Annotated in this window: 11 protein-coding genes; 8 read left to right on the top strand and 3 right to left on the bottom strand. The window is 63.3% G+C overall.

The features are described from left to right. Nucleotides 1-99: 99 nt before the first annotated feature. Nucleotides 100-1,248 (bottom strand): Bcr/CflA family multidrug efflux MFS transporter, encoded by a 1,149-nt coding sequence (locus CEY08_RS17645; RefSeq protein ID WP_076814922.1) that lies wholly within the window; start codon nucleotides 1,246-1,248, stop codon nucleotides 100-102. A gap of 206 nt (nucleotides 1,249-1,454) precedes the next feature. On the opposite strand from CEY08_RS17645, the gene CEY08_RS17640 reads away from it, so the two are divergent. The 8 genes from CEY08_RS17640 to CEY08_RS17605 all read left to right on the top strand — a co-directional run bounded on the left by CEY08_RS17640 (nucleotide 1,455) and on the right by CEY08_RS17605 (nucleotide 11,412). After that, entirely contained in the window at nucleotides 1,455-2,732 is a 1,278-nt protein-coding gene (locus CEY08_RS17640; protein ID WP_088607738.1) for a class I SAM-dependent methyltransferase, read from the top strand. Nucleotides 2,733-3,248: 516 nt separating this feature from the next. Further along, nucleotides 3,249-4,247, top strand: a complete 999-nt coding sequence (locus tag CEY08_RS17635; RefSeq protein ID WP_042794603.1) for an ABC transporter substrate-binding protein — start codon at nucleotides 3,249-3,251, stop codon at nucleotides 4,245-4,247. A 234-nt stretch (nucleotides 4,248-4,481) separates the two neighbouring features. After that, nucleotides 4,482-5,339, top strand: a complete 858-nt coding sequence (locus CEY08_RS17630; protein WP_063640950.1) for an ABC transporter permease — start codon at nucleotides 4,482-4,484, stop codon at nucleotides 5,337-5,339. Next, nucleotides 5,336-6,592, top strand: a complete 1,257-nt coding sequence (locus CEY08_RS17625) for a quaternary amine ABC transporter ATP-binding protein (protein ID WP_076814920.1) — start codon at nucleotides 5,336-5,338, stop codon at nucleotides 6,590-6,592. The genes CEY08_RS17630 and CEY08_RS17625 overlap by 4 nt, the downstream gene beginning before the upstream one ends. Before the next feature lie 120 nt (nucleotides 6,593-6,712). Then, nucleotides 6,713-7,087 (top strand): tautomerase family protein, encoded by a 375-nt coding sequence (locus CEY08_RS17620; protein WP_042794601.1) that lies wholly within the window; start codon nucleotides 6,713-6,715, stop codon nucleotides 7,085-7,087. 77 nt (nucleotides 7,088-7,164) lie between these two features. Then, on the top strand, nucleotides 7,165-8,079 hold the full coding sequence (locus CEY08_RS17615; protein ID WP_076814919.1) for a LysR family transcriptional regulator: 915 nt from the start codon (nucleotides 7,165-7,167) through the stop codon (nucleotides 8,077-8,079). 117 nt (nucleotides 8,080-8,196) lie between these two features. After that, nucleotides 8,197-10,485 carry an FdhF/YdeP family oxidoreductase gene (locus tag CEY08_RS17610; RefSeq protein ID WP_076814917.1) on the top strand — a complete coding sequence of 763 codons (2,289 nt, stop codon included), beginning with the start codon at nucleotides 8,197-8,199 and terminating at the stop codon, nucleotides 10,483-10,485. A gap of 6 nt (nucleotides 10,486-10,491) precedes the next feature. After that, complete coding sequence (locus tag CEY08_RS17605) at nucleotides 10,492-11,412, top strand: bestrophin family protein (protein ID WP_076814915.1); 921 nt, start codon at nucleotides 10,492-10,494, stop codon at nucleotides 11,410-11,412. Between the two features lie 64 nt (nucleotides 11,413-11,476). On the opposite strand, the gene CEY08_RS17600 is transcribed toward CEY08_RS17605, so the two are convergent. Both CEY08_RS17600 and CEY08_RS29845 read right to left on the bottom strand, forming a co-directional pair. Continuing rightward, complete coding sequence (locus tag CEY08_RS17600) at nucleotides 11,477-12,316, bottom strand: OmpA family protein (protein WP_076814913.1); 840 nt, start codon at nucleotides 12,314-12,316, stop codon at nucleotides 11,477-11,479. 66 nt (nucleotides 12,317-12,382) lie between these two features. Next, nucleotides 12,383-18,955: a YadA-like family protein gene (locus CEY08_RS29845; protein ID WP_076814912.1), complete on the bottom strand. Its 6,573-nt coding sequence runs from the start codon at nucleotides 18,953-18,955 to the stop codon at nucleotides 12,383-12,385. Between the last annotated feature and the right edge of the window lie 223 nt (nucleotides 18,956-19,178).

Genomic DNA, 19,178 nt, shown 5'->3' with positions numbered 1-19,178 from the left:
CAGAGTGCTGAACTACAAAGCATAGTAGTCCGGCACGGGAAACTTCATGTGAAGACTTAGATTCTAATACGAAAAGTCTAAATAAATCAAGCAGCCAGGCTAGCTGGTGTGCGATTGCGCCACGCGGCCCGAGATCCAGGACAGGCAGGCGCAGGCCGCGAGCGTGGTTGTCAGGGGCAGGGCACTGTCGGTCTGCCAGGCGCTGACAGCGAAGCCGGCCAGCGCGCCACAAGACAATTGCAGCGTTCCCAGCAGCGCGGAAGCCGCGCCCAGCCGCTTGCCCTGGTCTGCCAGGGCAAGCGCCGCCGAATTGGGATTCACGAAGCCCTGGCTGCCCATGTAGCTGATGAGGCACAGCATGAGCAGGGGCAGGGTCATCCAGCCGACCAGCGTCAGTGCGACCGCGGCCAGGCTGGCGCAGGCCAGCGAGGTCAGGGCACGGCGCTGCAGCTGTCGCGGTGTGTAGGTGCGCAACAGGCGGGCGCTGATCTGCGAGCAGACGATGAGCGACAGCGCGTTGGTGCCGAAAAGCAGGCCGTAATACTGCGGCGCGACGCCGTAGAGTTCGATGAAGACGCGCGGAGAACCAATGATGTAGGCAAACATGCCGGCCTGGCCGAAACCGCCGGCCAGGCTGTGCGCCATGAAGCCGCGGTGGGCGAACAGGTCGCGGTAGTTCCGCAGTATGGTCTCCCAACGCAGCGGCACCACGCGTTCGGGCGCCAGCGATTCCTTCATGATCAATATCACGGCGGCCATCAGCATGGCGCCGCCAGTCAGCATGACCCAGAACAGGCTGCGCCAGGAGGTGATGGCCAGCAATTGCCCGCCGGCCAGCGGCGCGAGGATAGGGGCCAGCCCCATGATGAGCATCAGCAGCGACATGGCGCGCGCGGCTTCATGGGTTTCGTAGTGGTCGCGGATGACCGCGCGCGGGATCACGATGCCTGCGGCGCCGCCCATGGCCTGCACCACGCGCCAGCCGGTCAGCGCTTCGACCGATCCGGACAGCGCGCAACCCAGCGAGGCGATCATGAACAGCGTCAGGCCAACCAGCAGCGGGGGCTTGCGGCCGTAGCGGTCGGCCATCGGTCCGTAGAACACCTGCGCCATGGCCAGGCCGATCAGATAGGCGGCCAGCGTGCGTTCGACGTCGCCGCGGGGCACACCCAGGTTTGCCGCAATCGTGGGGAATGCGGGCAGGTACATATCGATGGCGAACGGGCCGATGGCCGTTAGCGCGCCCATGAGTATCAGCCAGCCGGGCAGGCCGCTGCGAAAGGAATTTGCTGGGGGCATGTGGATCGCGGTAAAGCGCAGAGACAGGGCCCGGATGCGGTTTGTTGCACGTTTTGGGCCAAGTAAACGACTGTATCACGGGCAACCTTACAAGCAAATTGCAAGTTTTTTCCGATACAGTCATCGAGGTCCGTAGCTAGTTCAGAGGAGCAGTCGTGAATCCTTTGTTGTCTGTAGTGGAACGCAAACTTCAGGCCTTGCCGGTCCCGGTCCAACTGGTTCTGCCGGATGGCGCCGTGCTGGGGCCACCAGAACCCCGCGTCCGTTTCGTCACGCATGACAAGACCGCGCTGGCCCATCTCGCCGAAGGCGCGGTGGGCGTGCTGGGGCAGGATTACGTGGAGGGCCGTATCGACATCGAAGGCAATATGCGCGATGTCATGACCGCCGCCGCCGCCTTGCTGCCGGGGTCGCCCGTGGATGCCGCCAGGGGCGGTTGGCTCACGGAGCTGGTCCGCAAGGTGATGTCGGTCTGGCGCCATTCGGTCGAGCGCGACGCCAAGCAGATCGAGTTCCACTATGACCTGTCGGATGATTTCTACGCGCTCTGGCTGGATCCGCGCCGGGTTTATTCCTGCGCCTATTACCGCGAGCCGGGCATGACGCTCGCCCAGGCCCAGGAAGCCAAGCTGGATCACATCTGCCGCAAGCTGCGTCTGCGGGAAGGCGAACGTTTCCTGGATGTGGGCGCGGGTTGGGGCGGATTGCTGCTGTGGGCGGCGGAAAACTACGGCGTGGACGCCACCGGCATCACGCTATCGCGCAATCAGCATGCGCATGTGAGCAAGCTGATCCAGGAAAAGGGGCTGGCCGGCCGGGTCCGGATGGAGCTGCTGGACTACCGCAAGCTGGATGAGTCCGCACCCTACGACAAGATTGCATCGGTCGGCATGTTCGAGCATGTGGGCCGCGCGCAGCTCGAGGGCTATTTCGCCAAGCTGCGCCGTCTGCTCAAGCCGGGCGGGCTGATCATGAACCACGGCATTACCGCGGCCGGCGTCTACAACGCCGAACTGGGCAACGGCATGGGTGAGTTCATCGAGAAGTACATTTTCCCCGGCGGCGAGCTGACCCACGTCAGCGTGGTGATGGAAACCTTGACCAACGGCGGGCTGGAAGAAGTGGACGTGGAAAACCTGCGGCCGCACTACGCGCGCACCCTGTGGGCCTGGAGCGATGCGCTGGAGGCGCGCCTTTCTGAGGCGGCGCGCATCCTGGGCGGTGAGCAGGGCGAGCGTTCGCTGCGCGCCTACCGACTGTACCTGGCGGGCTGCGCCATGGCCTTCGAGCATGGCTGGATCGCATTGCACCAGATCCTGGGCCAGCACCCGGCGACGGGGCGCGCCGATGAGCTGGACAATCCACCGGACCTCGCCTATCCCTGGCGCCGGGACTATATGTACGGCGAGAACGTGTACGGCAAGAACGGCTAGCGGCCGTTAAGCGTCCACAGTGTGGCCGTTTCCCCTCGAAAATTCGGGGAAAGCCTGCTGCTGGCGTGTCCATGCACTGGCCGGAACGCGTATTTCCGGCCATTTTGAGGCGGTTAAAGCGTGTGGATATGAATTTATTTTTTACTAAATGTGTCTTCGCTTCTGAATCAAAATCCTCTAGGGAAAATCGCTGTTTCGCCCCTTGCCGTTGCGGGTAATCCCGGATCATTTTTTCCGGAAATGTATCTGATTCATTCCGGGATGGGGTTGGGTTGAGCATCAATTTCGTTTAAGATGCTGGCTTCTTCGTTCAGTTTGTTCACTTTCTGTGGGTTTTCAAAAATCACGTTTTTGAAACTCCTGTCTTGCAAGATGCCGCACCCTCGCGGACCGTCTTGTTGCTAGTGTCGGTTTGTATTGGCGGTTCTGCCCGTCTTCCGCACAACCCCCTTAGCTCCATGGCACCTCCGGGCCCAAGCCTGGCGAGTGTCCCTGAACCTATGGAGGCAAAAGCCAATGCGTTTTACCCCTGTCAAGACCCTGGCCGCCGCGGCTGTGTTCTTCGCCTTTGCCGGTGCGGCCCAAGCCGCCGACGTCCAATGCGAAATCAAGCGTCCGGTCAATTTCGGCGGCATGAACTGGGAATCCAACCTGGTCCTCGTTGACGTCGAACGTTTCATCATGGAAAAGGGCTACGGTTGCAAAACCGAAACCCTGCCCACCGAAACCCTGCCCGCCCTGGCCGCGCTGGAGCGTGGCGATCTGGATATCAATACCGAGATCTGGCTGAACAGCGTGGCCGAGCCCTGGGACCGCGCCGAAAAGACCGGCAAGGTCAAGCGCATCGGCGATCTCTACATGGGCGCCGAGGGTTGGTACATCCCCCGCTATACGGCCGAGCGTCTGCCCGAACTGAAGTCCGCGGCCGACCTGCCCAAGTTCAAGGACAAGTTCAAGGATCCCGAAGAGCCCGGCAAGGGTCGCTTCTATGGCTGCCCGGCAGGGTGGGGTTGCGAAATCACCAGCAACAACCTGTTCCACGCATTGAAGCTGGACGACACCTACACGCTGTATTCGCCCGGTACGGGCGCCGCGCAGAAGGCGGCGCTGATGTCCGCATACAAGCGCAAGCAGAACGTGGTCTTCTACTACTGGTCGCCCACGCCCCTGGTTGGCTCGATGGACCTGGTCAAGCTCGACATGCCGCCCTACGACGCCGAAAAGCACAAGTGCCTGACGTCGCCCAAGTGCGCCAAGCCCGAGCCCAGCGCCTATCCGGACAATCCCGTCTTCACTGCGGTGAACACCAAGTTCTCCGAGGAGGCGCCCAAGCTCACTGAATTCCTGTCCAAGGTTTCGGTGCCGCTGCCGGTGATCAACGAAACCCTGGCCCACATGGAAGAGTCTGGCGACGAAGCCAACGCCGTGGCCAAGTGGTTCCTGAAGAACAAACCCGACGTCTGGACCAAATGGGTCCCCGCCGACGTCGCCGGGCGCGTCCAGAGCGCGCTGTAACCCGCCATGTGCCTGGCTGCGCGCCGTCCGGGCGCGCACCGGCCCCGCCTGGGGCCGGATTTCTTTGCCGGGATGGCCGCCGGCCGGGCCCCAGAGCCCGGACCGAGACGCGCTGGCGCTGCCGGGATGGCCGGCCGTTTTCTAGCTGGAAGCCGCAAGCTTGCGCCGCATTGCCCGATTCCGGGGATGCGGGCGCGGTCCGGGCGGTGAGTGCGCCAGAATGGAGTAGAACGAATGTTTCCTGAAATTATTCCCGCCCGGCAGGTCCGGGGGGCGATCGACGGCTTTGTCGATCACTTGGTCACCAACTATGCCGACACGCTGGAGACACTGTCCCAGCCTGTGCTGCATGCCCTGGTGTGGTTGGAGCAATTGCTGCGCAGCTCGCCCTGGTGGGCGGTGGTCGCGGTCACTGTCGCGATCGCCTGGGGCGTCAGCCGCCGCATCGGCCTGAGCCTGGCGATGGGCGCGCTGCTATGCGTGATCGGGGTCCTGGGCCTGTGGGACGCCGGCATGCAGACGCTGGCGCTGATGATCATGGCAGCCGGCCTGTCGGTACTTATCGGCATCCCGCTGGGCGTGCTGATGGCGCGCGTCAACTGGCTGCGCTCCATCATGCTGCCGGTGCTGGATGTGATGCAGACCATGCCCAGCTTCGTGTACCTGATCCCCGTCGTCATGCTGTTCGGCCTGGGCAAGATTCCCGCGATCATCGCGACCGTAATCTACGCCGTGCCGCCGCTGATCCGCCTGACCGACCTGGGTATCCGCCTGGTCGACCGCGAAGTGCTGGAAGCCTCGCGTGCCTTCGGCGCCAATCCGCGTCAGCAGCTTTTTGGCGTGCAGCTTCCGCTGGCGCTGCCCAACATCATGGCGGGCATCAACCAGACCACGATGATGGCACTGTCGATGGTGGTGATTGCCTCGATGATCGGCGCGCGCGGGCTGGGCTACGAAGTGCTGCTGGGCATCAACCGCCTGGAAGTGGGCCGCGGCCTGCTGGCGGGCTTGGGTATCGTGGTACTGGCCGTGCTGTTCGACCGGATCACGCAATCGTATGGACAGCGCATGCGCAAGGGAGGCCAGCGATGAGCAAGATCGAGGTCAAGAACATCTACAAGGTCTTTGGGCCGCATCCGAAGAAATGGCTGGAAGCCGCCCAGGGCGGCATGAGCAAGGAACAGTTGCTGGCCGAGAGCGGCCACACGCTGGGCCTGCGCGACATCAGCCTGTCGATCGAAGAGGGCAGCATCTACGTCATCATGGGCCTGTCGGGTTCCGGCAAGTCCACGTTGATCCGCCACTTCAACCGCCTGATCGAGCCCAGCGCCGGCCATATCCTGGTTGATGGCGTGGACGTGGTCAGCCTGAACAAGCGCGACCTGGAAGTTTTCCGCCAGAAGAAGATGAGCATGGTGTTCCAGCGCTTCGGCCTGTTCCCGCACCGTACCGTGCTGGACAACGCCGCCTACGGCCTGACCGTGCAGGGCGTGGGGCGCGCCGAACGCGAAAAGCGCGCCCGCGAATGGCTGGACCAGGTGGGCCTGTCGGGCTTCGAGAACCAGTATCCGCACCAATTGTCGGGCGGCATGCAGCAGCGTGTCGGCCTGGCCCGTGCGCTGGCCACCGATGCTGAAATCCTGCTGATGGACGAAGCCTTCTCGGCGCTGGATCCGCTGATCCGCCGCGAGATGCAGGACCAACTGCTGCAACTGCAGGCCAAGCTCAACAAGACCATAGTCTTCATCACGCATGACCTGGACGAGGCGCTGCGCCTGGGCAATCGCATCGCCATCCTCAAGGACGGCGAACTGGTGCAGGAAGGGACGCCGGAAGACATTCTGCTGAACCCCGCCAACGACTACGTGCAGTCGTTCCTGCAGGACGTGAACCGCACCAAGGTGCTCAACGCCACGCACGCCGTGAACCCGGCGCGTCTGACGCTGACCATGCGTTCGCGTCCCGCCCACGCCATGGACCGCATGCGTGCCCTGAACTATGAATACGCGCCGGTGCTGGACGGCAAGCGGCTCGCGGGCGTGCTGACCGCCGAGGCGGCCACCCGAGCCATCGAGGAGGGCGCGCGCGATATCTCGCGCTACGTCGAGGATCTGGCATCCGTGCCGGCCACGGCGGGCCTGGGCGAAGTGCTGGCGCAACTGGTGCACAGCGACCAGCCGGTTGCGGTGACAGGCGAAGACGACGAGTTCATCGGCATGCTGTCGCGCAAGAAGGTCGTGGAGCTGGTCACCCCGGCGCTGGCCGAAACGACGGCTCCGGCCGAAGAGGTTTCCGCCGACACGCAGGAACAGCCCGCGCCGCAGCAACGCGATCAGGCCGCCTGACAGGGAGAAACCCTAATCCGGACCGGGACCGCGCGGCCGTTTGCGCGGGCCAAGTCCGGATATGATGGTTTGCCGGCCGCCTGGGCCGGTTTCTCCTTTTTCGGAACATCGGAATCAGTCATGCCTATTTTGAATGTCCAGATCATGGAAGGCCATTCGGCCGCCCAGAAGGCCGCTCTGTTGAAGGCCGCTTCCAACGCCGTCGTCGAGAGCATCGCGGCGCCGCTTCCCAGCGTGCGCATCGTGTTGCAGGAAGTGCCGGCGGAACACGTGATCGTGGGCGGAGAAATCGGCAAGGCCATGGCACGCGTCGACGTCGCCCTGATCTCGGGCCGCGACGAAGCCAAGAAGGCTGCCCTGATTGCTGCGCTGAACGAGGCGGTATGCGGCAGCATCGGCATCTCGGGCCAGGACGTGCGCGTGCTGCTGCGCGATGTGCCCAACACCGACATGGGCGCGGCCAACGGCATTACGGCCAAGGCCAACGGCCGCTGAGCGCCGCCTTGGCGCCGGCCGGTAGCCAGATGAATAGACGCCCGCTTTTGCGGGCGTTTTTGTTGCGAGGGATGTGAATGTTTATCCGCCAACTCAACTATCTTTTGGCGCTGGACAAGTATCGGCATTTCGGGCGGGCGGCGGAAAGCTGCCATGTATCGCAACCTGCATTGTCCAATGGGATCCGGGAGCTCGAGCGCGAACTCGGAATCACCATCATCAAGCGCAATCGGACCTTCGAAGGCGTTACGCCCGAGGGCGAACGGGTGATCCAGTGGGTGCGGCAGGTGGTCTCATCCCTGGATGGGCTGCGGCAGGAGGCCGATCTGGTTCGCAGCGTGCCGCAGGGGCATCTGGCAATAGGCGCGATCCCGACGGCCAACCATGCGGCCACGCTGCTCAGTGCGGAGTATCGCGAGATCCTGCCCCAACTGACGTTGGAGGTTACCTCGCTCAGCACGCCCGAAATATTGCGCAGGCTGAAGGCCCAGGAAATCCAGCTGGGCATTCTCTATGAACGATCCGTGCTCGACAACGCCGAATATGACGCAATGCCGCTGTATTCGGAGCGCTACGTGCTGGTGGCGAACGAGCAGGCGTCATTGCCGCGCCAGCTCGATTGGTCGGAAGTCGGTGAGCTGCCGCTATGTTTGCTGAGCCCCGACATGCAAAACCGCCAAACCCTGAATAAATGCTTCGATGCCGTGCAGGCAAAGCCGCGAGTCGTGTTGCAAAGCAATGATATCCGCGTGCTCCTGGCGGAATGCCAGAGCGGACGGGCATTCTCGATCCTGCCTATGAGCGCCTTGCCGGCGCAGTACGAAGGGGCTGGATTGCTGGCCCACCCCATTACCCCAGAACACGCCGAGGATGTTTGTCTGGTGAGGTTGCGGCGCGACACGCAACCCGCCCTGTCCTCGGCAGCCTGGCAGATCGCCAGTCAATCCGACCTGGAAGCCGTCCTCAATCACGCCCTGCCGCCCAAGCCTTGATAATCAGGGGTTATCAAGAGGTTCAAAGGAAAAATTGGCTGACTTTTCCCGATTGCCGCATTCTGGCGGGACAGCTTGCGCGCAATCGCGGCGCAAAAGTGCTGCCAGGAGACTTTCATGACCAAACGACGCGAAGTGCCAGGTATCCGACCCTATGACGGCCCGGCGGGCGGTTGGGGGGCATTGAAGGCGACGGCCCAGGCCGTGCGGCAGCAGATGGAGGTCATGGAAGCCCCCGTGGTCCTGCTGCGCACCAACCAGCCTGCGGGCTTCGATTGTCCTGGCTGCGCATGGCCGGACAAGGAACACAGATCCACTTTCCAGTTCTGTGAAAACGGCGCCAAGGCGGTCACGTGGGAGGCGACGAGCAAGCGCGTGACACCGGAGTTCTTCGCCGAGCGCACGGTGTCGTCATTGCTGGAACTGTCGGACTATGAGCTTGAGGATTTCGGCCGACTGACCCATCCGATGGCTTACGACGCGGCCACCGACAAGTTCGTGCCCGTGTCGTGGAATGCGGCCTTCGAACGCATCGGCCAGACGCTGCGCAGTCTGGATGCGCCAGATCGGGCCGAATTCTATACCTCGGGGCGCGCATCAAATGAGGCGGCCTATCTGTTTCAACTGTTCGCGCGCGAGTTCGGCACCAACAACTTCCCCGATTGCTCGAACATGTGTCACGAGGCGACCAGCGTGGGGTTGCCGCAGTCCATTGGCATCGGCAAGGGAACGGTGTCGCTGGAAGACTTCGACCATGCGGAACTCATTCTTTCGATCGGCCACAATCCCGGCACCAATCACCCGCGCATGATGGGCACGCTGCACGAATTGGCGCGGCGCAAGGTCCCCATCATTGTCTTTAATCCGTTGCGCGAACGCGCCCTGGAACGCTTCGCCGATCCGCAGAGCATCGTGGAAATGGCGACTTTCAGCTCGACCGATATCGCTTCCACGTACCACCAGGTAAGGGCTGGCGGCGACGCGGCCGCGCTCAAGGGCATCATGAAGGCGCTGCTTGCGCTCGAAGCGCAGCGCGGCAACGTGCTGGATCGTGGTTTCATCGCCGAGCACACCCTCGGCTTCGATGCGCTGGCCGCGGACCTGGAAGCGACTTCCTGGACCGACATCGAAACCGAAAGCGGCTTGCAGCGTGCCGACCTCGAACATGTGGCCGAAGCCTATGCCAAGTCCAACGCGACCATCGTTACCTACGGCATGGGGATCACCCAGCACAACACGGGCACGGCCAATGTGAAGCTGATCGCCGACCTCCTGCTTTTGCGCGGCAACTTCGGCAAGCCCGGCGCGGGCATCTGCCCATTGCGCGGCCATTCAAACGTGCAAGGCAACCGCAGCGTTGGCATCACGGAAAAGCCGTCCGCCGAGTTTCTCGGCAAGTTGGAGGAGGTCTTCGGCTTCAAACCGCCCCATGGCCACGGTCACGATGCGGTACAAGCCATGCAAGCCATGGTTGACGGAACGGCCAGGGCGCTCATCTGCCTGGGCGGCAATTTCGCCGTCGCCTTACCCGATCCCGAACTCTGCTTTGCGGCGATGAAGGAACTGACCCTGAGCGTGCACCTCGGAACCAAGCTCAACCGTTCGCATCTGCTGGTCGGCCGTGAAACCTTCCTGTTGCCGGTATTGGGGCGAACGGAGCTCGACGTCCAGGCCGAAGGCCCGCAGTCGGTGACCGTGGAAGATTCGATGTCCATGGTCCATGCCTCGGCAGGAAAGCTCAAACCGGCGTCCACTGAACTGAGGTCGGAGCCCGCAATCGTGGCCGCCATGGCGAAGGCGACCTTGCCGCATAGCAAGGTGGACTGGCTGGGGCTGGTGGAAAACTATGACCGCATCCGCAGCCTGATTGAACGCACGATACCGGGATTCGAAGACTACAACGCGCGTATCCGCGTGCCCGGCGGCTTTCGCATGCCTCTGCCGCCCACGGAGCGCAAATGGAACACTCCGACGGGCAAGGCGATGTTCTCGGTGTTTCCTGGCGTGCGCGAGCGCTATGAACCTTGGCCTGATGACGTGCTGCGGTTGGTGACCATCCGCAGCCACGACCAGTACAACACCACCATCTATGGCTTGGATGATCGCTACCGCGGCGTTTTTGGCCGCCGTGACGTACTTTTCATGAATCGAGAAGACCTGGCCGCGCAGGGCCTGGAACACGGCGACCTGGTGGACATCGAAACCGTGTCTTCGGTGCGGACCCTGAGGTTGACGGGTATCACCGCGATTGAATACAGCATCGCGCGAGGCTCCGTGGCGGCCTACTATCCCGAAGCCAATGTGCTGGTTCCGCTGGACTACATCGACAAGGAATGCGGCACCCCTTCCTACAAATCGATTCCGGTGCGTATCCGCAAGGCCGCGCAGGCAGACATGCAAGCTTAGGCCGCCATGATAGTCCGCCCCGCCTCCCGCTCTCCCTGGTTGCTGCTTTTCACGCTCAAAGGGTCCATCGTTTCGGTTATCTGGAAAAGGGTGGCGGCCATGATGCTCCTGGCGACGGCCGTGGTGCTGGCGGAGCATCGCCTGCCTTTGAGCGGCGTCGGACTTGGCGCGGTTCCGCTGACGCTGGTGGGTTTGACCCTGGCCATTTTCCTGGGGTTTCGCAACAGCGTCGCCTACGAACGCTGGTGGGAGGCGCGTACTCTCTGGGGTGAGCTGCTGATCGTCATTCGCAATCTGACCCGGCTGACGCTGAGCTTTCCCGACGGCCTGCCTGCCGCGCGCCAGCGTGAACTGGCGCATGGCTTGGTTGCCTACGCCCATGCCTTGCGGCACATGCTGAGGCAAAGCGACGCCAAGGAAGACCTGCAGCGATGGTTGCCCGGGGATCGAGCGGCCCGTCTCATGCAAGCCTCGAATCCGCCCAGTGTGCAGCTGGGTGACTTAAGCCAGGCATACGCGCAATTGAGACGGGAAGGGCGGCTGGATAGCATTCTTCTCGCGGAGATCGATGGCCAAATTACGCGGCTGTCCTACATTGGCGGCGGCTGTGAGCGGATACGCGGTACGCCGATACCCTTTGCCTACATCCTGCTGCTGCACCGCACCGTATACATCTATTGCCTGCTATTGCCGTTCTGCCTGGTCGGCAGCATAGGCTGGGTAACGCCTTTCATGGTGGGCGTGTTGTCCTACACCTTCTTCGGCCTGGATGCCTTGGGCGAACAGATCGAGGAACCTTTCGACCGCTTGCCCAACAACCTGCCGCTGGACGCGTTGTGCCGCAGCATCGAGATCAATGTGGGAGAGCTGCTGGGCGATAAGGACCTGCCGCCGCCGCTGTCGCCGCAGGAGGGCGTGCTGTTCTAGGTGGCGCAGTGTCTCAGGGATGGGTATTCGTACGGAGGCAGTCCAATTGGGCTGCCCCGAAAAATCAGTTCGTCCCGAAGGCCTGGACCTCCACGCGACGGTCTGGGGCGGAGCACCGTATCAATTCCGCCTTGGACATGGGTCCGCATTGCGATTGCGGCGGGACGGATTTACCCATGCCGCGGGCCTGGATGATATTGGCGTCGACCCCGGCGCGGACGAGTAATGATCGTATGGAAGCCGCGCGCTTTTGTGAGAGCGCCACGTTGTAGCTGTCGCTGCCGATGCTGTCCGTATAGGCAGAGATCTCCACGCGTGTGATGCTCTTGAGGCTGGCCAGTTCGCGCGCCAGATGTTGCAGCTGCTCAAGTCCTTTGGGAGTGATGTCGGCCAGGCTGGAACCATTGAATGCAAACAGCACATCGCCCGAAAGCACCGTGCGCTTCAACAACGTCGGGGGCGAAGCATGGGCGCGTAACGGCGCTGATTCTGTTCGCTCTGCGCAATTCTCGGGCTTCCAATGATAAGAGGCCGCTTTCATGTTGGAATCGAAAAGGACTTTCAACTGGCATGTGGTCACGCCATCCTGGGGCGTGGGACCGGTACGGATCTGTAGCAGGTAGTTCCACTCCCGTACGTTGAAGAACCCTTCATTGAAATGTGGTCGTCCGAGCAGACCGTATAACTGATCCTTGGTCATTCCGGGACCAAGCAGGCGGAGATTCTCCACGTTGGGGTAGGACCCTTCCTTGGGCCAGGCTTTTTCGGGGGCAGGGAAGCGCAGCGCGGCTTCCTGTCCATCGATAGCGGAGGAAGAGGCCGGGGGAGTGTTGGCGCACGCCTGCAAGAGCGCGATGACGGCCGCGGCCAGGCTACGGGCCGCCCATGTTTGGTTGATCTTCATAATCTTCAGCTTGAGGAGAGTCCTGCGGCCTCCGTGGCCGCAGGGACAGGTTGAGGAACGAGTGGATTACCAGTGGAAGCCAACCCCGACCGCGGCGCCGACATTGCCCCGGGTGTTGGTGGTCGCATTCGCCTTGAGTACCCACTTGCCGCTTTCGGACATGCCGGATACCCCGACAGCCAAGCTGCTCTGGCCGCCATAAGTGCCACCGCCGAGCGCGAACATGCCCTTGCCAGGAAGCGTCGCCTGGGGCAGCGCGGCCATGGCCATGGCCGACGCGGTGCCGGCGTTGGCATCGTTACGCAGATTGCGCAGCTTCCCGTTCGTGTAGTTCATGATGTCGTTCTTGGTGTCGTTCAACTGGGACACGTTGACGCCGTCGGTCGGGGCGGTGCCCGCGGCCATGTTCGTGATTTGCCGCTCGCCGCCGGCATAGCCGACCGAGACCGAGTTGTCGCGATTCGTCACCGAATCTGCTCCCAGCGCCACGCTGTTGGCATTCGAGGCCTTGGCGCCCGCGCCCACGGCAACGGAGTTGTTGCCGCTGGCGCTTGCGTTTTGTCCGACCGCGGAGCTCCTCTTGCCGGACGCTCGCGCGCCGCTGCCGGTGGCGGTTGCTCCGGACGCCGATGCCTTGGCATTGGCTCCGACGGCGACGGTCTCTTCCGCGGAGGCAGCCGCGCCATTTCCGATGGCCACGCCATTCTTTCCGGAAACGGCGGCATTGGAGCCGGAGGCAACGCCGTTGGTGCCCGCTTGCACGGTCGCTTTGTCGGCGTCCGTGTTCGTGCCGTCGGCCTTGAAGTAGCGCGAGCCATTGTCCAGGTCGCTGAATGCGTCGATGAACTTGTTCTCGACGTTGCTTACGCGCACATCGATATTGTCGACACGCTGGTTGGTTTCATACAGCTGGCTGCCGTTGACGGCATCTGTGCTGGTATTGGAAACCGCGCCTTGCTTGACATTGGTAATGGTCGTCCCGCCGGTCTTGCCGCCATCGGTCGACTGTGCGCCCTGCAGTGTCACCTGGTCCTTGGGGGAGCCGGCGGCACCGTCGTAGGTCACCGCGCGGTCATTGCCCGAGGGGTTGCTGGAGATCGCGCTGACCGCCGACTTCAGTTGGCTGACGTTCACCGCGTCTGTGTCAGCAGCGCCGGCAGCGACGTTGGTGATGCGGCGCTCCTTGCCGGCCGAACCCACCGACACCTCCCCGATCGGGGTCAAGCCCGCCAGCGTGTAGAGCGCGGTGGGGTTGTAGGCGCTGGCGATCAGGCTGGCGTTGGCGATGCTGTTGGCGCCAAGCGCCACGCTTTGGGAAGAATAGGCCTTTGCGTTGTAGCCGATCGCGACGCTCTCCGTGGCGCTCGCTTGTGCGGCGACGCCAGCGGCCAGCGAGTTGGTCCCGGTGGCGCCGTCGTTCGCGTGGTTGGCACCGACCACGCCACCGTCATTGACGCTGTAGTAACGGGTCTTCGCTGCTTCCAGTTGATCGACGTTGACGGCATCGCCGCCATCGACGCCTGCTGCGACGTTGGTGATCCGCGTGCCGCCGGTCTTGGTGGTCGAGTTGTACGTGTTGCCCGTCAGCGTGATGGTGTTGTGCGTGCTGTTGTCGTACTTGACCGCGTCGGCCGTGGAGTCGACGGCAACCTGCTTCAACTGCGCGACGTTGACGGCGTCGGTGTCCTCGGCGCCGGCCGACAGGCCGGTGATGCGGCGGTTACCCACGTTGACTTCACCGGTGGCGGTGCCGCCCACCAGGTAGGCCTGGTTGCCCAGCGTGGCGCCGGAGGCGCTGGAGCCTGCGCCCAGCGCGACGCTGCCGTCATGGGTGGCGACCGCGCCCATGCCGATGGCGACCGAGTCCTGACCGATGGCCTGGGAGTCGGCGCCGGCGGAGTTGGCGTGGAAGTACTTGGTGCCTTTGTTGTAGATGTTCTCGACGCGGTCACCGATGGTCGTCACATCGCCCGCCACCGTGGTGACGCGGTTATCGATGGACGTGACCTGGTCATTGGTGGCCTTCAATTGGCTGCCATTGACGGCGTCGGTGCTGGTGTCGCTGAGTTCCGCTGCGGCGACGTTGGTGATCTTGTTGGGACCGGTGCCGCCGTGCTTGGCGCTATAGGCGCCCGTGCCGCCGTTGGCGGTCGGGTCCCATTGCAGGGCATCGGTCTCCAGACCAGTGACGCGGTTGTCGACGTTGGTTACACGGTTGTCTACCGTAGTGACGCGGTTGTCGACATTGGAGACCTGGGTATTGGTCTCGTTCAGCTGCGACATGTTGACGGCATCGCTGTCGCCCACGCCGCGAGCGACGTTGGTGATCTTGGTGCCGCCGGTCTTGGTGACCGAGTTGTAGGTATCGCCCGTCATCGTCACGGAGTTGTGCGTGCTGTTGTCGTACTTGACGGCGTCGGCGGTCGCGTCGGTGGCAACCTGCTTCAATTGCGCGACGTTGACGGCGTCCGTGTCCTCGGCGCCGGCCGACAGGCCGGTGATGCGACGGTTGCCCACGTTGACTTCACCGGTGGCGGTGCCGCCCACCAGATAGGCCTGGTTGCCCAGCGTGGCGCCGGAGGCATTGGAGCCCGCGCCCAGGGCGACGCTGCCGTCGTGGGTAGCGACCGCGCCCATGCCGATGGCGACCGAGTCCTGGCCAATGGCCTGGGAGTCGGCGCCGGTGGAGTTGGCGTGGAAGTACTTGGTGCCTTTGTTGTAGATGTTCTCGACGCGGTCACCGATGGTCGTCACATCGCCTTCCACGTTGGTGACGCGGTTGTCGACATTGGAGACCTGGGTGTTGGTCTCGTTCAGCTGCGACATGTTGACGGCGTCGCTGTCGCCCACGCCGCGAGCGACGTTGGTGATCTTGGTGCCGCCGGTCTTGGTGACCGAGTTATAGGTGTCGCCCGTCATCGTCACGGTGTTGTGCGTGCTGTTGTCGTACTTGACGGCGTCGGCGGTCGCGTCGGTGGCAACCTGCTTCAACTGCGCGACGTTGACGGCGTCCGTGTCCTCGGCGCCGGCCGACAGGCCGGTGATGCGACGGTTGCCCACGTTGACTTCACCGGTGGCGGTGCCGCCCACCAGGTAGGCCTGGTTGCCCAGCGTGGCGCCGGAGGCGCTGGAGCCTGCGCCCAGGGCGACGCTGCCGTCGTGGGTGGCGACCGCGCCCATGCCAATGGCGACCGAGTCCTGGCCGATGGCCTGGGAGTCGGCGCCGGTGGAGTTGGCGTGGAAGTACTTGGTGCCGGTGTTGTAGATGTTCTCGACACGGTTGCCGATGGTCGTCACATCGCCTTCCACGGTGGTGACGCGATTGTCGATGGAGGCGACGTTGTCGTTGGTAGCCTTGAGCTGGCTGCCATTGACGGCGTCGGTGCTGGTGTCGCTGAGTTCCGCTGCGGCGACGTTGGTGATCTTGTTGGGACCGGTGCCGCCGTGCTTGGCGCTATAGGCGCCCGTGCCGCCGTTGGCGGCCGGGTCCCACAACAGGGCGTCGTTCTCCAGGCCGGTCACGCGGTTGTCCACGTTGGTTACACGGTTGTCTACCGTAGTGACGCGGTTGTCGACATTGGAGACCTGGGTGTTGGTCTCGTTCAGTTGCGACATATTGACGGCATCGCTGTCGCCCACGCCGCGAGCGACGTTGGTGATCTTGGTGCCACCAGTCTTGGTGACCGAGTTATAGGTGTCGCCCGTCATCGTCACGGTGTTGTGCGTGCTGTTGTCGTACTTGACGGCGTCGGCGGTCGCGTCGGTGGCAGCCTGCTTCAACTGCGCGACGTTGACGGCGTCGGTGTCCTCGGCGCCGGCCGACAGGCCGGTGATGCGACGGTTGCCCACGTTGACTTCACCGGTGGCGGTGCCGCCCACCAGGTAGGCCTGGTTGCCCAGCGTGGCGCCGGAGGCATTGGAGCCCGCGCCCACGGCGACGCTGCCGTCGTGGGTGGCGACCGCGCCCATGCCGATGGCGACCGAGTCCTGGCCGATGGCCTGGGAGTCGGCGCCGGTGGAGTTGGCGTGGAAGTACTTGGTGCCGGTGTTGTAGATGTTCTCGACACGGTTGCCGATGGTCGTCACATCGCCTTCCACGGTGGTGACGCGGTTATCGATGGAGGCGACGTTGTCGTTGGTGGCCTTGAGCTGGCTGCCATTGACGGCGTCGGTGCTGGTGTCGCTGAGTTCCGCTGCGGCGACGTTGGTGATCTTGTTGGGACCGGTGCCGCCGTGTTTGGCGCTATAGGCGCCCGTGCCGCCGTTGGCGGTCGGGTCCCACAACAGGGCGTCGTTCTCCAGGCCGGTCACGCGGTTGTCCACGTTGGTGACGCGGTTGTCGACATTGGAGACCTGGGTGTTGGTCTCGTTCAGCTGCGACATGTTGACGGCATCGCTGTCGCCCACGCCGCGAGCGACGTTGGTGATCTTGGTGCCGCCGGTCTTGGTGACCGAGTTATAGGTGTCGCCCGTCATCGTCACGGAGTTGTGCGTGCTGTTGTCGTACTTGACGGCGTCGGCGGTCGACGCCTTCAGTTGCGCGACGTTGACGGCATCCGTGTCTTCCGTGCCGGCGGCCAGGCCATTGATCTGCCGGGTCTTGCCGCTGGCGGCGTTACCCAGGCTCAAGGCGCCCAGCGTGCTCTTCCAGGCGGCGCTGGCGTTGGTGGAAGCTGTGCCCGTGCGAGGATCGTAGCCCGAGACGGAAGCGCCGGTCGTTGCCTGCGAGCCCGAGCCCAGCGCGATGCCGTCGCTGACCGAGGCCACCGCGCCATTACCCAGCGCAAGGGAGTTGGCTGCGGAAGTCGTCGCTCCGGTGCCGATGGCAATGGCGTTGAATGCGCCGGTCTGGGCTTTTGCCCCTTGACCTATCGCCGTCGAGCCGGTCGCCGAAGTCGCAGCCTGATAGCCGATTGCTGTGGAATTGTCGCCAGCAGCATTGGCGGCGTTGCCCAAGGCTACCGCGCTACCCTTGGACGCGTTGGCATTCAAACCCAAAGCCGTGCTCGAGGGTCCGCTTGCCGTCGCCTTGTGGCCGAACGCAGAAGCTGCGTCGCCGCTTGCCGTGGCGTTAGCGCCTACCGCCGTGGAGTTCGCGTTCTTCGCTACGGAAGAAAAGCCGATGGCGACAGCATGGTCGTTGGAGGCGTTGGCATTCAATCCGATGGCGATCATGTCGGTATGGGCGGCATTGGCGCTCGCCGCAGTCGCGTTATGACCGATGGCTACTGCGTCATTGTTCGAGGCCTTCGACAACTCACCCATTGCAAGGGCGCTCCGTCCGCTCGCGGTTGCGCCGACTCCGCCGGCCAGCGCGTTGATGCCGGTTGCTCCATCGTTGTTGTAGTTTCCGCCGGCAACGCCCGCATCGTTCACACTGTAGTAGTGCGTTTGAGAGTTGGAGACAGCGCCCTTCAACTGGGCGACGTTTACCGCATCGCTGTCGGCCGTGCCCCCGGCCACGCCGGTGATCTGGCGATACAGGCCGTTCGTGGAGTCTCCTACCGAAACAGCGCCGCTTGTGCTCGTCGTCGCAGTGATGGAACTGGCTTGAGTCGCAGATGCACTGGGCGGAACAAACGGCGCGGCAGCGGCGGCCGTACTCGACACCGAATCGTTACCCAGGGCGACGCCGCCGGGCACTGTAACGCTGGCTCCAGGACCGGCCGCCAGGGACTTGTAGCCTGAGGCAGAAGCGCTGGTGCCAATGGCGATGGCGTATGTGTCGGTGGCGCTGGCGTCCTTGCCCATGGCCACCGAACCTTCGGCGCTTGCATTGGCGTGGGGACCGACGGCGGTGGCAGAGTAAGCTCCCGCCGAGGAAAAGTAGCCCACTGCGGAAGAGGAAGTGCCGGTCGCCTGGGCGCCTTCGCCTACGGCCGTGGCGTTACTGTCCGCCACGGCTACCGCACCTAAGGCTGTGCCATAGTAGGCGGCACGCGCACCAAGTCCGATGGCGGTCGATCCTTCTCCATTGGCGTTGGTGCCCCGTCCGACGGCGGTGCTCCAGAATCCGGATCCTAAAGAGCCGTCGCCTATGGCGACGGCGGATACATTGGTGGCTTGCGCCGCCGATCCCAAGGCAATTGAATTGATGCCGGACGCATACGCGCTTTCGCCAAATGCGGAAGATTGGCCACCGACGGCCCGCGCTCCCGTTCCTACGGCCACGTCATAGGCGAGCTCGGCAACGCTTTGGAATCCCAACGCGGTGCTGCCATAGCCGGATGACCGGGCCTGCGTGCCGATGGCGATGCTGAACTCTCCAGATGCCATGGGAGACGCGGTAGGGTCACCGCTATTCGAGAACGACCGAGATCCAATCGCAATGCTGCTGCCACCGGAAGCAGTGGCGCCGTGGCCGACCGCGACGTCTTCATCGCCAGATGCGGTGGCGGCGATGCCTGCGGCCAACGCGTTGGTGCCAGTGGCGCCGTCGTTCGCGTAGTTCGCCGCCGGCGTGCCGCCGTCATTGACGCCGTAGTAATGTGTTTGGGCGGACGCTGCCGATGCGACGAGCGCGCCCGCGATGGCGATGAGTGCACGTGACGAGCGCTTCTTCTTGCCCTTCGCCAGTTCGGACGCCACGACCCATTTTCCGGTGGCCTCGTTAAATATGCACTTATAGACCTTGTTCATGATCAACTCTCAGTACAGTGGACAAGCAAAATAAAAAATGCGTGCTCTCGTCTTTGCATCGGGCGCTAATGCACGGTCTTTCGCGCCTTGATACAAGGATGAAGCGGTCCAGGAATCCTGAGGTTGGGAAATGGGCGAATGCGGATACGGAAAATTCCGAACGTGCCCAGTGACACTATGACGGTGGGACCTACGCGCCCAGGTTTGCCGGCGCGTCAGCCCG

The sequence above is a fragment of the Achromobacter insolitus genome (assembly GCF_002209555.1).
In the GTDB taxonomy this organism is placed as follows: domain Bacteria; phylum Pseudomonadota; class Gammaproteobacteria; order Burkholderiales; family Burkholderiaceae_B; genus Achromobacter; species Achromobacter insolitus.
This window is presented reverse-complemented; position numbering and strand designations above follow the sequence as displayed.

What these genes read in the sequence shown, in the direction of transcription:
- CEY08_RS17645 (WP_076814922.1), bottom strand. Translation starts at nt 1,248, where the DNA reads ATGGGCGCGCTAACGGCCATCGGCCCGTTCGCCATCGATATGTACCTG.
- CEY08_RS17635 (WP_042794603.1), top strand. Translation starts at nt 3,249, where the DNA reads ATGCGTTTTACCCCTGTCAAGACCCTGGCCGCCGCGGCTGTGTTCTTC.
- CEY08_RS17630 (WP_063640950.1), top strand. Translation starts at nt 4,482, where the DNA reads ATGTTTCCTGAAATTATTCCCGCCCGGCAGGTCCGGGGGGCGATCGAC.
- CEY08_RS17625 (WP_076814920.1), top strand. Translation starts at nt 5,336, where the DNA reads ATGAGCAAGATCGAGGTCAAGAACATCTACAAGGTCTTTGGGCCGCAT.
- CEY08_RS17620 (WP_042794601.1), top strand. Translation starts at nt 6,713, where the DNA reads ATGCCTATTTTGAATGTCCAGATCATGGAAGGCCATTCGGCCGCCCAG.
- CEY08_RS17615 (WP_076814919.1), top strand. Translation starts at nt 7,165, where the DNA reads ATGTTTATCCGCCAACTCAACTATCTTTTGGCGCTGGACAAGTATCGG.
- CEY08_RS17610 (WP_076814917.1), top strand. Translation starts at nt 8,197, where the DNA reads ATGACCAAACGACGCGAAGTGCCAGGTATCCGACCCTATGACGGCCCG.
- CEY08_RS17605 (WP_076814915.1), top strand. Translation starts at nt 10,492, where the DNA reads ATGATAGTCCGCCCCGCCTCCCGCTCTCCCTGGTTGCTGCTTTTCACG.
- CEY08_RS17600 (WP_076814913.1), bottom strand. Translation starts at nt 12,316, where the DNA reads ATGAAGATCAACCAAACATGGGCGGCCCGTAGCCTGGCCGCGGCCGTC.
- CEY08_RS29845 (WP_076814912.1), bottom strand. Translation starts at nt 18,955, where the DNA reads ATGAACAAGGTCTATAAGTGCATATTTAACGAGGCCACCGGAAAATGG.